Source organism: Candidatus Omnitrophota bacterium (genome assembly GCA_028699255.1).
Taxonomy (GTDB): domain Bacteria; phylum Omnitrophota; class Gorgyraeia; order 2-01-FULL-45-10; family 2-01-FULL-45-10; genus FEN-1322.
On record JAQVUX010000007.1, the window covers coordinates 31,358 to 44,883 of the forward strand.

General features: G+C 48.5%; 17 protein-coding genes. All 17 read right to left on the reverse strand.

Features of this window, described 5'->3' with window-relative positions; all coding sequences use genetic code 11:
* Window positions 1–2 precede the first annotated feature (2 nt).
* Genes PHS46_06410 through PHS46_06490 form a run of 17 tightly spaced genes read right to left on the reverse strand, consistent with a single transcriptional unit; the run spans window position 3 to window position 13,517 of the window.
* Window positions 3–533 carry a Na+/H+ antiporter subunit E gene (locus tag PHS46_06410; GenBank protein ID MDD3906141.1) on the reverse strand — a complete coding sequence of 177 codons (531 nt, stop codon included), beginning with the start codon at window positions 531–533 and terminating at the stop codon, window positions 3–5.
* Window positions 530–2,023 carry a proton-conducting transporter membrane subunit gene (locus PHS46_06415; protein ID MDD3906142.1) on the reverse strand — a complete coding sequence of 498 codons (1,494 nt, stop codon included), beginning with the start codon at window positions 2,021–2,023 and terminating at the stop codon, window positions 530–532. The genes PHS46_06410 and PHS46_06415 overlap by 4 nt, the downstream gene beginning before the upstream one ends.
* A gap of 5 nt (window positions 2,024–2,028) precedes the next feature.
* A complete protein-coding gene (locus PHS46_06420; protein MDD3906143.1) occupies window positions 2,029–2,367 on the reverse strand; it encodes a sodium:proton antiporter in 339 nt (112 codons plus the stop codon).
* A 12-nt stretch (window positions 2,368–2,379) separates the two neighbouring features.
* Window positions 2,380–2,805, reverse strand: a complete 426-nt coding sequence (locus PHS46_06425) for an MnhB domain-containing protein (GenBank protein MDD3906144.1) — start codon at window positions 2,803–2,805, stop codon at window positions 2,380–2,382.
* Window positions 2,806–2,808: 3 nt separating this feature from the next.
* Window positions 2,809–3,327: a DUF4040 domain-containing protein gene (locus PHS46_06430; GenBank protein ID MDD3906145.1), complete on the reverse strand. Its 519-nt coding sequence runs from the start codon at window positions 3,325–3,327 to the stop codon at window positions 2,809–2,811.
* On the reverse strand, window positions 3,328–5,136 hold the full coding sequence (locus PHS46_06435) for a proton-conducting transporter membrane subunit (GenBank protein MDD3906146.1): 1,809 nt from the start codon (window positions 5,134–5,136) through the stop codon (window positions 3,328–3,330).
* 3 nt (window positions 5,137–5,139) lie between these two features.
* On the reverse strand, window positions 5,140–6,330 hold the full coding sequence (locus PHS46_06440) for a nickel-dependent hydrogenase large subunit (protein ID MDD3906147.1): 1,191 nt from the start codon (window positions 6,328–6,330) through the stop codon (window positions 5,140–5,142).
* Window positions 6,330–6,797: an NADH-quinone oxidoreductase subunit C gene (locus tag PHS46_06445; GenBank protein MDD3906148.1), complete on the reverse strand. Its 468-nt coding sequence runs from the start codon at window positions 6,795–6,797 to the stop codon at window positions 6,330–6,332. Before PHS46_06445 ends, PHS46_06440 begins: the two co-directional genes overlap by 1 nt.
* Window position 6,798: 1 nt before the next feature.
* Window positions 6,799–7,230: an NADH-quinone oxidoreductase subunit NuoB gene (gene nuoB / locus PHS46_06450; GenBank protein ID MDD3906149.1), complete on the reverse strand. Its 432-nt coding sequence runs from the start codon at window positions 7,228–7,230 to the stop codon at window positions 6,799–6,801.
* Window position 7,231: 1 nt separating this feature from the next.
* Window positions 7,232–8,170, reverse strand: coding sequence for an NADH-quinone oxidoreductase subunit H (locus PHS46_06455; protein ID MDD3906150.1), 939 nt, complete (start codon window positions 8,168–8,170; stop codon window positions 7,232–7,234).
* Window positions 8,167–8,688 (reverse strand): 4Fe-4S binding protein, encoded by a 522-nt coding sequence (locus PHS46_06460; protein ID MDD3906151.1) that lies wholly within the window; start codon window positions 8,686–8,688, stop codon window positions 8,167–8,169. The genes PHS46_06455 and PHS46_06460 overlap by 4 nt, the downstream gene beginning before the upstream one ends.
* 1 nt (window position 8,689) lies before the next feature.
* On the reverse strand, window positions 8,690–9,508 hold the full coding sequence (locus tag PHS46_06465) for an FAD/NAD(P)-binding protein (GenBank protein MDD3906152.1): 819 nt from the start codon (window positions 9,506–9,508) through the stop codon (window positions 8,690–8,692).
* Window positions 9,501–10,550, reverse strand: coding sequence for a 4Fe-4S dicluster domain-containing protein (locus PHS46_06470; GenBank protein MDD3906153.1), 1,050 nt, complete (start codon window positions 10,548–10,550; stop codon window positions 9,501–9,503). Before PHS46_06470 ends, PHS46_06465 begins: the two co-directional genes overlap by 8 nt.
* 49 nt (window positions 10,551–10,599) lie before the next feature.
* Window positions 10,600–11,364, reverse strand: a complete 765-nt coding sequence (locus PHS46_06475) for a glycosyltransferase family 2 protein (GenBank protein ID MDD3906154.1) — start codon at window positions 11,362–11,364, stop codon at window positions 10,600–10,602.
* Window positions 11,351–12,292 (reverse strand): glycosyltransferase family 2 protein, encoded by a 942-nt coding sequence (locus PHS46_06480; GenBank protein MDD3906155.1) that lies wholly within the window; start codon window positions 12,290–12,292, stop codon window positions 11,351–11,353. Before PHS46_06480 ends, PHS46_06475 begins: the two co-directional genes overlap by 14 nt.
* Before the next feature lie 11 nt (window positions 12,293–12,303).
* On the reverse strand, window positions 12,304–12,807 hold the full coding sequence (locus PHS46_06485; GenBank protein MDD3906156.1) for a hypothetical protein: 504 nt from the start codon (window positions 12,805–12,807) through the stop codon (window positions 12,304–12,306).
* Window positions 12,804–13,517: a 1-deoxy-D-xylulose-5-phosphate synthase N-terminal domain-containing protein gene (locus PHS46_06490; protein MDD3906157.1), complete on the reverse strand. Its 714-nt coding sequence runs from the start codon at window positions 13,515–13,517 to the stop codon at window positions 12,804–12,806. The genes PHS46_06485 and PHS46_06490 overlap by 4 nt, the downstream gene beginning before the upstream one ends.
* Window positions 13,518–13,526 lie beyond the last annotated feature (9 nt).

The window sequence follows — 13,526 nt, forward strand, 5'->3', positions numbered from 1 at the left end:
AATTATTCGAATATCCTCTTTAAAATACGCCCGTATTTATCCACAACCGGTAGCTTTATATCAGTCGAGGCCTGTGACTCTTTTAAGAACAGCATATGTATGTAAATATAACCTCTTTCTTTATCTATATCTACGGTCGTAGCGCCGGGCGTGAATGTTATGGAATTAGCAAGGAACGTAAGCCCTATATCCGATTTAAGATCCGTTTTAACTCTTATGGTGGCCGGCCTTATCGGTAATACCGGACAGGCAACCCTCCAGACTACATCTGTAGTTGCCTTCAGGCACTCCCATAAAAAAACCATTGCGTAGCAAACAAGCCAGAATATTCTTTTGGGCATATTCATCACGCCCGGCTTTTCAGCCGCAGAGGTCTTGGTGGTGCCGTCGGCCAGCTTGAATATATCCACCGTCATAAGCGTAACGAACAAAGAGATGATAATACCAAGGACGCACTGTTTGACATCGGCCGGCCATGTTAGCGCCAACCAGACGACGAACCATAGGATAAATAACGCGGCCTTTTTTATCATCTTACGACCCCGGGGTTGACACAGAAGGAACCTTTTACAAGAACGGCGGCCGCGTTGTTCAGCAGTGCGTTGCCCGCGTTCGGCATAAGTAAAAATCCTCCGGATATAACGATGACGGCCAGGATCGCGACCGCGACGGCCATGGCCATACTCCTCTTAGCCCCTCCACGGGTAGCGGTCTCATCGGGCCGCCTGCCGAAGAGTACCGGCGTAAGCGCCCTGAAGTAGTACGCAAGCGTAAGAATGCTTACGGCAACCGCTATGAAGGCGAGCACTGGCCTATTCGCCTGGATACACGCGAAAATTATTATTAGCTTGCTCCAGAACCCGCCGAGCGGCGGCACGCCGCATATCGAAAGAGCGCCTGCCATCATAGAATATCCGTTGACGGGATTTTTCGCGATTATTCCGGACATACGCTTAAGGTCGTTGGTCTGCTCGGAGTTTTCGGCGATCCCGGAATTTAAAAATAGCGCCGACTTGGCCACACTGTGATTAAAAAGATGAAGGAGCGCCCCTACGATGCCGAGCGGCGTTCCTATTCCGAGCCCTAGAAAGATATAGCCAACCTGGCTTATGCTCGAATATCCGAATAGCCGCCTTATATTCGTTTGTCCGAAAGCGAGTAAAGCCCCCACCAGCATCGAGAGAACGGCCAATGTTATAATGATTGAAGAAACCGCGGATGTCATTCCAAAAATATTAAAAAATATCCTGGCAATCACATATATGCCAAGCGTCTTTATGAGTATCCCGGAAGAGGCCGCGGGAATAGTGGCCGGGGATGAACTGTACGTATCCGGTAGCCACGCGTGAAAAGGCACAGCCGCGGCTTTGAGCCCGAAGCCCATTATGAATAACATACCAACAAAATATAAAAGTTTTGTACCGCCCGACGCCGCTATTACGCGGGCCATGTCGTTCATATTGAGTGTGGATGTCGCGCCATAAAGAAGCGCTATCCCGAGCAGGACGAAGCTGGACGCCACAGCGCTCATCACGGCATATTTGAACGACGCCTCAAGGGATGTCGGTTCGGTGCCAAATGCCACCAGCGCGTACACCGCGATAGACGCTATCTCCAGAAATACGTAGAGGTTGAATAAATCCGTCGTTATCAGGAGCCCGTTGACACCCGCCATCATTACCATAAGGAGCGTATAATATTTCCACTTATCGGTATAGCTCTTTATGTACCCTACGGAATATACCGCTATTAAAAATCCGACTAAGTTGACTGTAACCAGCATGAATGCCGATAGCGCGTCGGCGCAGAGCTGAATGCCGAACGGGGGCATCCAGTTTCCCACATTATAGGATGGCGCCCTGCCCTGCAGGACGAGAGCGGCTACGGCAAGCGAAACCGCCATCATAAAAAATGTAGCCGCGCAGGCAATAACGTCCGCGGCCGCCTTCATGCGTTTCGCGAAAAGAGGCGTCAAAAACGCCGCGGTAAGCGGTATCGCTATCAAATATGGTAGTATCGCCATCGAGGCTATCCCTTAAGTTTGTTTATTCGCGTTATATCGAATGTTCCGTACTTCTCGTAAAGCCGTATCGCGATCGATATCAATAGAAGTGTTATCGAAAGCCCCAGGACAATCACGGTCAGCACCACCACCTGCGGCAGAGGATCCACCATCTTTGTGATAGCCTGATCGTGAGCGTATATAGGAGAACGGCCGTCTTTTACATATCCTATGAGTATGAAGAAAAGATTTACCGCGTATCCCATAATGCATATGCCGATGATTATCTTTATGATATTCCGTTTCCTTAGGACACAATATAGCCCTATCGAGAAGAGCACCAGGCATAACATATATACCGTCATAAAAGTTTCTTTCTATTCCGAGTCTTTGTCCGCTTTTGACAAAAGTACCAGGGCTAAGAATATGGCAAACAACCCCGCGCCTACTATTATCATTTCACAAAATGGAATTATCGTGTAATTACTGAATATCCTGAAAGGCATATCGCCGGAAAATCCGTATATTACCGTGTAAAGGAACACGAGCGCGCCGGCGCCTATCGCTATCCGGAGCAGGTTCGCGCGCAGTCTTTTAAGCGCGACCTCTTTGCCGAATGCCAGCATTATATTTACGAATGAGAGCGCGACTATCACGCCCCCGGCAAATCCGCCACCCGGGGATTCATGCCCGGACATGGTAATATATACGCCGTACAGCAGGATAAACCCGAGCGTAAGACGCGTTACCGTCTTGACTATAAGGGTCATACCCTTTTCATGTTTTACGGCCTTAGTATCCATCGATTATCCTTTACGCCCTATTTTACGCGCAACCGCCAGAACGCCAACTATGGCCGCGAACATCATCGTCGCCTCGCCAAGGGTATCGAGCGCTCTGTAATTTAAATTTATCGCGGCGACGATATTCATCGCACCTGTCCGCGTCATGCCCTCCGCTATGTAAGTCCTCGATATACGCATAAGCGGGGAACCAAAATCCGGTATAAACTTTATCGCTATGTACGCGCCTGTCAAAAATACGGACACGAAAAGAAGCGTCGCGACCGTATTAAAAACCCACCTGCCGGACGTACTGAACGGGATATCCCTTCTCGTGGTGGCGCGAATAAGTATTATAAGGCTCAATATCTCTACGACCAACTGCATTATCGCCAGGTCCGGCGCCTTCAACACCAGAAACGCCAGCGATAAGCCTATCCCCACCGCGCCTATCGCTATTATGCTCGATAGAAGGTCTTTGGCCACCACTGCTATGATGGCCGCCGTTATCATAAATATAAGTATAAGATATATCTCTATCATCTATTGCCTCAAAAATATCACGAAGAATATTCCGACCATTCCCAGAAGGCACCATACCATGTATGTAGGTAATATGCCGTTATGCATTCGCGCGAGTTTTCCGGTAAAATAGTAAATGATCTTTCGGGCGGTGTTATATATGTCAAGCGAGCCTTCCTCTTCTTTCCTGTACAATTTCCCGAGGCGAGGCAATTGCCTTATCGTATCGTAAAACTCAGCGCCGGTTACTCTGTCTAATTTCGCGACGTCTTCCCCGCCTACAAACGTATCCACCGTCCGGAATCGCGCGGGACGCATGATCATATATGCCAGAGCACCCAGGCCCAGCGCGACCAGTATAAGCGCTGTTACGGCCATCGGATCCCACATCCCGCAGTATGTTATGGCTTTGCCCAACGACGGCGCTATAAATAACGTTATCGGCACGGCGGTGGCAAATATCCCGAATACGATACACGCGGCGGCTAATATGCCCATCGGCACTGTCATGGAAAGCGCCGCCTCTTTTATACCTTTAAAACCTTCTGCGCTCCGGCCTAAGAATACCGCATGGAGAAGTTTCATGAAACTTGCTACCGTCAGGGCACTGCCAAACATCGCCGCTACGAGCCAGACCATCCAGAGCGAATTTTTTGCGGAGGCCGATTCTATTATCCCCTGATATATCATCCATTTTGAAACGAAACCGTTAAAAGGCGGAACACCGGATATGGAAAGCGACGCTACAAGACAGGCGACGAATGTGGCAGGCATGTATTTGAATAATCCGCCCAGCTTTGTCATATCTGTGGTGTGCATCCGCTTCTCGACGGCGCCTGCCGTAAGGAAGAGGCACGATTTATATATCGCGTTATTGAGCATGTGAAAAAGACCGCCGGCTATGCCTATAACGCTTCCGGTACCTATACCGAGTACCATATATCCGACCTGCGAGACGGCGTGATACCCCAGGAGCCGCTTCATGTCATGCTGGACGAGCGCGATTATAACGGCCACAACTATGGTAACTGAGCCGGCAAGCGAGAGGACAAAATTCGTCGCCGGGTTCATCTCGAAAATATACAAAGAAGCGCGCGCCAGAAGATATATGCCGAGTAATTTGTCGAGACAGGCGGGCAGGTATGCCGCAACATTGGTCGGCGCGAATTCGGCTGTATCCGGTAGCCACGAATGAAAAGGCATCGCCCCGGCTTTCGCAAAAGCCGCGATCGCAAGCGAAATATAGGCTATATACGCCGCCGGTGATGATAACTGTATATGAACACCGTCTATCACGGAAGACTTGGATATCTGCCATATAAGGCAGAGGCCGAATATCATGAGAGCGTCTGTCCCGCCTATTATTATAAGCGCTTTCTTTGCCGCCGCGGACGCGTTTTCAGTGCCTCTGAGGTTTATCATCAGATATAGGAGTGCGGCGAGAAATCCCCAGAAGACTAAGAATGCCGTCATGTCATTCGCGAACGCGACGCCGAGAGAGGAGCCGAGCGTCATGAGAATATAACCGAAATGCCGCCCCGACGAGCTTTCGACGAATCCAAAAGAATATATCGTTATCAATAGGGCGAATGCGGATACGGCCAGCGCGATAAATCCCGACAGATTGTCGACAAAGAACAATGGATACGACCCGATGTTATAACTTAGAGGTTTTTTAATGAAAACTGTGAGCGCTCCGGCGAATACGGCGAGCGAAACCAACCCGGCTATCGCCTTGGCAAAAACCCTGGCGCGCTCCGGGATGAAGAGGCTGACCGCACCGGCTATTATGGGTGCGGCTATCAGCAATAAAAGCAGGTTCTGATGCATCGGCTATCCCCTTACTCCCATCTTCTCTTTAAGCAACCGCGTCTTTTCCTGGGATAATTTTATAAGCTCTTGTACGCCGAATAGTTCTTTGTCGCGCCAGTCTGTGATAAGCATGCGCTCTGTACAACAATAGCACGGATCGATTGCCGCCAGTATTATCGTCGCGTCCGAGACGGTCTCGCCTATTACCGTCTCCCGGAACGTCGGAAAATTCATGTAGGTCGGCGCCCTCACCTTGTGCCTGACGGGCGAATTGGTGCCGTCCGATTTTACGTAATGGAAACATTCGCCTCTGGGCGCCTCTGCCTGGCCTATACCTTCCCCCGGCGGAATATCCTTCGGATTGGAATCTATCGGCCCGCCCGGCAATTTATCCAAACATTGCCTTATTATCGATACCGACTCGTACATCTCCAGTATCCTCACGACGACCTTCGCGAATACGTCGCCTTCGGGACGTGTGATGACATTCCATTTCAGCCGGTCGTAAGCCGCGTACGGATGATCGCGCCTGACGTCTACATCGTAACCTGACGCTCTTGCCGTAGGCCCTAACGCCGCGTAATCTATCGCCTTGCCCTTCGTAAGTATGCCCACGCCTTTAAGCCGCGCGTGCAATACAGGATCGTCGAGAATAGCGCCGCGCAGCATATCGAGATGTTTTAAAAATTCGTCAAGGCGCGTCAATATGTACGGTATGTGCTCTTTTTCTATATCACGCCGTACACCGCCGACTTTCATCATGGCATAGTTTTGTCTATTGCCCGTAACCGTTTCCATTATGTCGCAAATCGGCTCTCTGTACTTCCAGCCCCACATAAATATGGTGTTGTAACCCAAGAAATGTCCCGCCAGGCCCGCCCATAGCATGTGCGAATGAAGCCGCTCGAGTTCCTGTATGATGGTTCGTATATACAGAGCCCTGTCCGGTACACTTATGCCGGCCAAATCCTCAACGGCCTGAACACATGTTATAGGATGCGATGAAGAGCATATCCCGCATATCCGCTCGACGATGAATATCGACTGGTCGAAACTCTTCGCCTCGGACAGTTTCTCTATGCCGCGGTGGTTCCAGCCGATACGGACATCCACATCCACAACCTTCTCCCCTTCGACCACAAGTTTGTAAAACTCCGGCTCTTCCTGCAGAGGATGATACGGCCCGATCGGTATATGCGCTTTATGGCTCATTATGCTTTCCTCGAATCTCTCTTCGGCACTACGAAATTTTTTCTTAAAGGATATACGCCCGACGGCCAATCGTCCGACAGAAGAAGCGGACGCAAATCATTGTTGCCGTTAAAATGAACGCCGAATAATTCGTGAATCTCCCTTTCTATCCACCAGGCGGACTTCGTTACCGTCGTAATGGTATCGATATGCGGATCATTCTTATCCTTCATTATCGCTCTCAGCGATACGATGTATCCCGAAACGTCATCGGCGAAATGATAGAGTATCTCTATCGATTTAAAATCGTCCACGGCCGTGGCTATATTGAATCTGAGGCCCAGATCCTTGAATATATATTTCGTGAATTCGACAACATCGGCAGGCTCGATGTCAATATAACAGCGCTTCCCGTTCTTTTTGTCGATCTTGCGAACTTTTGCGCCGAATTGGTCCTGTATTTTTTTTATTGCGTCGTCTATCTTCATATCATTTCTTCTTTACAGCGTTAACCTTATCCAATAATTTCTTTACCCCCGCTATAACCGCTTCAGGTTTCGGCGGACAACCCGGTATATACAGATCGACGGGAATTATCTCGTCCAGCGGGGAACCCGTATTGTAGCTATCTTTAAAGACACCCCGCGAAGAGCCGCACGCGCCCCACGCTATCACGAACCCGGGCTTCGGCATCATCTCGTACAACTTCTTTATCCTGGGAACGCACAGCCGGTTCGTCGAGCCGGTGCAAAGTAAAGCGTCGGCGTGTTTGACACTACCGACTAAAACTATACCGAATCTCTCGAGGTCATACCGCGGCGTCAGGCAATCGAGTATTTCTATGTCGCAATTATTACAGCTTCCGCTCGAGAGATGAAATACATATAACGATTTGGTTAATATTTTTTCTTTTAGTCCCATGTCAGTATCCGAAATATGCCAGTACCGCCGAAATTATCGCCAGCGCCGTAACCGGCCCCCAGAAAAAACGCACCGCCTGATCTATCCTGACCCTGGGGTTCGTATTCTTTATCACTACGATGGCCGCCAGTATCGCGAGATAGCCTGCGACATTCTTTATAAAAGTTTCGACATCGAATCCGATCCCGCCGAAATACAGGATTATCATAAGAACCGGCAGGACAAAAAGCAGTATCGCCTTCGAGAGTTTGAATACGCCGAGCGCCTTGCCCGAATACTCTATGTACGAGCCGGCCATGATCTCGGTCTCCGCTTCAGGCATATCGAACGGAGCAAACCCCAGCTTAGCCTGGACGCACAGAAGCATTACGATAAACGATATGACGCCGGAGGCGCCCGCTATGATGTGCCCATGCAACGACTGATACGTTATTATATCACCGACCTTTATAGCGTAGCCACACTTTATTACCGGCACCAGGACGGAAATTATGAACGGCAGTTCGTAGGCGAGCATGAGTTTCATCTCTCTGGAAGCGCCGAGCGAAGCCAATGGGTTCTCCGACGCGAATGCCCCCAGCATCAATGCGATAGCCGGTATCATCAGAAGATATATGACGACTATGAGGTCGCCCAAAAAACCTGCCTGTGGAAAACGGCTTATCACAAGTAATATAGTCGAGACGATGGTCGCGGAGGCAAGCGACAATAACGGCATCCCGAGAAAGATCGGTTTGGATACATTCACCGGGATAAGCGTCTCTTTATAAAAAAGCAATTTTATCACGTCCACAAAGTTCTGATACCACGGCGGCCCCACCCTCCATTGAACCCTGGCGGTAAGTTTCCTGTCCACCCACCCGGCTAAAAGACCGATGGTGGATGAGAATATGAAACCGGGAAATACCAAAAACATGAATAGGTATTCGAATATCTTCATACGCCCGGCGAGATGCGCTTTTTTACAGGCAAACCGTCGCCGCTTCCTTCCCATTTTTGTTTCGTCCGTACAAAAAGATGTTCCGATATTTTAAACATACCGTCTTCTTTTTTCTCCTCGAACTCGCCAAAACGTACACCGCCGCGGCCGCAAAGCTCCAAGCAGACAGGCGACTCACCTTCTTTGAGACGTCCTATGCAATAGTCGCATCTCGAAACTATAAAAGGTATTGTTTCCGGGTATATCACGCCGAACGGACACGCCCTCGAGCACGATTTGCACGAGGTACAGCGCATCGTATAGCGCTTGAGCATGTTCGTCCTCTGGAACTCGAGCGCCTCCCACGGGCACGACGCCACACAGGGCGAATCCTCGCACCGCCTGCAGACGAGCGCGAAGTGCGCGAACTCTATCAGGCTCATCACGCCGTTGTTCGACGGATGCTGTATGTAACTGCAGATAGCGCCGCATTCTCCGCAGGCGGAACATGTATCGAGATCTATCAATAATTGTTTCATGCTAATCCCAGATATTCGGCAGATCTTTTATCTTGTCGTATGTAAATACTGGGCCGTCCTTACACGCGTAATATGGCCCTATCCTGCAATGGCCGCACTTACCTATACCGCAGGACATATTCTTCTCCATCGATAAATAAACCGTGTTCTCTTTAAAGCCCAGGTCGAGCAGTTTAAAAGTAACGAACTTCATCATTATCGGAGGCCCGCAGACTATGGCGACGGCGTTATTCACATCTACCAACCCGGGTTTTAACACCGTCGTAACCAATCCTACGTTGCCCTTCCATGTATCGTCGCCCACATCGACGCTTATTTCGATATCCACATGGCCGGCTTTGGCGCGCCACGAATCTATCTCGTTCTTATATACGATATCCTTCGATGTCTTCGCCCCGTATTTCAATACTATCTTCTTGTAGTCGTTAACTTCGTTAAAGAGCGCGTAAAGCAGTGCACGGAGCGGCGCCAGCCCCACGCCGCCGCCGACGATAAAAACCTCTTTACCCTTAAACTCATTCAGCGGATAACCAAGCCCGTACGGCCCCCTGACGCCCACTATATCGCCGGCCTTCGCCTGATGAATGAGGCTTGTTACGCGGCCTGCGCGCATGATGGTAAAATCCAGCACGTCTTTGACATAGTGATTGGATGACGGCGTGAACGGCGCCTCTCCAATCCCGGGAAGCGACACGTCCATGAATTGCCCCGCGCGGAAACCTATTCCCGTCTTGGGCCTGAGCGTAAACGTCTTTATATTCTGCGTCTCATCGACGACCTTCAATATCTCGGCTTCTGTATATGCGTATGGATTATTCATGCGGCGGCTTATTCCATTTACCGGTTACCAGTCCTTTTAAAACCTCCCGCAGATCTATGTCGCCGGGGCAGGCCTCGATGCAACGGCCGCATCCCGTGCAGGCGAAATAATTCAGGATTTGCGGAAAGAAATCGAATTTCTTTTCGAACCTGTTGCGCAGGCGCTCATAAAGGCGCTTCCTCGGGTTCGCGCCTCCGGCAACTCTGGCAAACGTGTTATACATGCACGCGTCCCACATCCTGAAACGCTTGTTGCCGCCGGCGGTCTTCTCGTCGTATAAAAGGAAGCAGTGGCACGTCGGGCATACGAGGTTGCACGCTCCGCATTCGACGCAGGTGGAAGCGAAATCCTTCCATAGCTCCGTAAGGTTATAGCTCTTCTTCACGGCGCCTCTTATCGCGGAGGTATCCGGTGTTCCTCTTTTATCGATAAAATACCGGACTTCTCTCGAAACTTTCTCGCGGTTGGCCTGCCGGACATTCAAGTCCGTCGCGGAATGATTTTTGAAGAACATCTTGAAATTATTTATTATATTTTCGCCTTTTTCGCTCGCGACCTCGACGATGAATGAATCGCCGGCTGGCGACAGATTGATATCGAAATTTTTCTGCGGATAAGGCGCGCCTTCCATGGCAAGGCAAAAACATGTCTCTTTAGCGTAAGTGCAGTCACAGCCTATTATTATGGTATTATTCCTGTTCTCGGCGTAGAAAGGATCCTCGACCTCGCCTTTCAGAAATACAAAATCCTGCAGTATAAAACTTGCGAGATCGCAGGCTTTTACGCCGGCGAGAATGACAGGACGTTTATCTTTACGGGAAGTGTCTAGTATCTTCTCTCTCGGAGGATTTATGAAACCTTTGACGGGCCGGCTCTGTCTTATACCGCCCAGCTCTATTCTGTCTTCTTTTTTGGGATCGAATTCGCCGAAGTCAAGCCTCTGCCCGTCGGCATAAGGCAGGAAAACCCTATAATTTGCGGATAGCCTTGCAAAGAGATCGTATAGATCTTTTTTGGTGATTTTGTATGTCTTCTTTTCCATAGTGACTCATATAGTCAAGTTCCTATTTTAAAACGGTGGGCGGGTTAAGTCAATCTAATTTTAGTCTCTTGCCGTCTTTATCGAATATGCGGAACTTGCTGAGCCTATTCTTCTGAAGCATATACTGTACAGCCGTATTGAGCACACCCAGCCCGTACACAACGCTTCTGCGGAAATTTATGGAGGATGATTCTTTCGTATACTGGCTGGGGCATGTTATCTCTCCCACCCTGTAACCGAAATAAAACGCCTGCGCCAATATCTGGTTATCGAATATAAAATCGTCCGAATTTTCCAATAGCGGCAGATTCAGAAGAACCTCTCTCGAGAAAGCCCTGTAACCTGTGTGGTACTCGGAGAGTTTCTCGCCTATCATATTATTCTCTAAGAGTGTCAGCACCCTGTTCGAGATATATTTATACAGCGGCATTCCACCCCTTAACGCCTTATTGCCGAGTATCCTCGATCCCGTTACAACGTCAAACATTCCGGATGTTATCAATCCTGCCATCGGCGTTATAAGACTCGGAGGATACTGGTAATCGGGGTGAAGCATGATCACCACATCCGCACCGAACTTCAGCGCCTCGCGGTAACAGGTTTTCTGGTTCCCGCCATAACCTAAATTCTTGTCATGGATGAACGTTTTTATCTTCAGTCTTCCGGCGACCTCGACGGTCTTATCGCCCGAGTTGTCGTCCGTAAGGATAATGTCATCCACCACGTCCTTAGGGATATCGTTATAGGTCTTCTCGAGGGTCTTCTCCGCGTTATACGCCGGCATCACCACGACGATTCTTTTACCGTTCAGCATTTTGCCCTTTTCGGTATATGCTCTTCACAATATATTTAGGCCTCTGTTTAACTTCTTCGAATATTTTGCCGATATATTGACCTAGGATACTCAGCGAAAGCAGTTGCACCGCTCCCACAAATAATACCACTACCAAAATAGTTGTAACCCCATGCGGTGTGCTGGGCGTAAGTATCCTGATAATTATTTGCGCAATCATTCCAAATATTGCTACAAGGAATATTATGAATGAAAATAGCGTTATTATTTCTAGCGGAACATACGAGAACGAAAAAATTCCTTTTGTGGCCCAATTAAAGTTTTTCAGGAAATTGTTTGTAGTTTTACCGAACATCCTTTCCGCTCGTACATACGAAACTCCCACCTGTCTGAAGCCTACCCAGGCGCGTAATCCTCTCAAAAATCTATCGCGCTCCGGGAGCTTCTTCATATGCTCGGCAACCTTCTTGTCTATCAATGAGAAATCGCCGGCGTCCAGAGGTATTTTTACATACGACAACGCGTGAAATATTCTGTAAAATATCTTGTACGCTATCTGCATTAAAAAGGGGGCTTCTCTCTTCGCGCGCACACCGTAAACAACATCATATCCTTCCAGCCACTTTTTATACAGCGCCTCTATGAGTTCCGGCGGGTCCTGTAGGTCTCCGTCAAGAAGCACGACGGCATCACCGTTTGCTATATCCATACCGCTTGTAAATGCCATTTGTGAACTGAAGTTGCGGGAATGATTTACGACAACGATATGGGTATCTTTTTCGGCAAGTTCCGATAAAATCGCTTCTGTATTATCCGGACTGCCGTCATTTACAAATATAATCTCGTACTCAACCTGTATCTTATTAAAAATATCCGTCAGACGTTTATACATATGCGGGATTGCCTGCTCATCCTTATAACATGCTATGATCGCGGATATCTTCTTCATAATGCCTTTCTCTATTTTTTAAGATTGATGTAATATGGCGCATCGTTTGTTATCATTTCGTCTATAAGCCCGGGCATCTCTTCATTAGCCTTCGGCCATCGCGCGCGTATGTTTGAGAATATGCCCATTACCGCCTTGTCCTCTTCAGCCCAATGCGAAAAGCCGTCGTGAACATAGTCCTTGCCCCTCCCGGCCCCTATCAATTTAACGGGTATTTTTTCATTATTGATATAGTTTCGAATAGTTTCAAACGGCCTGTATAACAGAAAAGGCGTTATCGAATAAACGAACGGTATCTTGCCTTCCAGAGCCAACCCTACACCGATGCCAGCCATAGATTGTTCCGCAGCGCCCGTGTTTATGAATCTATCCGGGTAATCCAGCATTACCTTATCCCACATCTTATAGCCCAGGTCGCCCACAACAACCCATATTTTTTTATTATATCTCATGCGGTCATGCAGAACGTCAGCAAAAACTCTTCGCATTTTTATATCTGACACTTTCTGTCTCATATAAATCTTTCCTTTGCTAATTTAAAATCCGCATCTGTCATAACATAATAGTGAGCATCCTGACCATTTAAAAACGGGAGCTGTTCAACTGTAGTTTTGGCAAGAACAACTAAAGGATGTCCATGAAATTGCGCCGATAATACCCGTAGAAGCTCCTTCATATCATGCCCGTTTACCGGTTTTACATTATACCCAAATCCTTTTACCCTATTACAAAGCAATGATAATGAAACAGACCTATACGCGGCCCAACCGTTCACATTAATTACTATTTTCAAATTATCGACTCTCTCGTCCAGAGCTATTCGAAGCGATTCCCAGATACTCCCTTCGGCGCATTCACCGTCTGTGACGACACAATAAACACCCTTCCGCCTGTCCGCTAATGCCATGCCCACGGCTATGGGAAGCCCTTGCCCCAGGCTTCCGGATGATACATCAATGCCTATCGCGGGGTTTCTATTGGGATGTATGGAAAGATTTTTTATATCTGGGGTTTTTAACAGTCCGTGTTTTTCCAAAATGGCATAAAGCGCGATACCCGCATGCCCGCCCGACAGGACAAGCCGCTCATTATCGCGCTTGATCTTATAAATAGCGGATAATATATCTACCGCGCTCAAGCATGACCCTAAATGCGACAGGTGTTTCTCATGGCTTATCTCTATAATACGCCGGCGGAGATGTTTTTGTTCTTTAGTCATCTTCATATTACCATT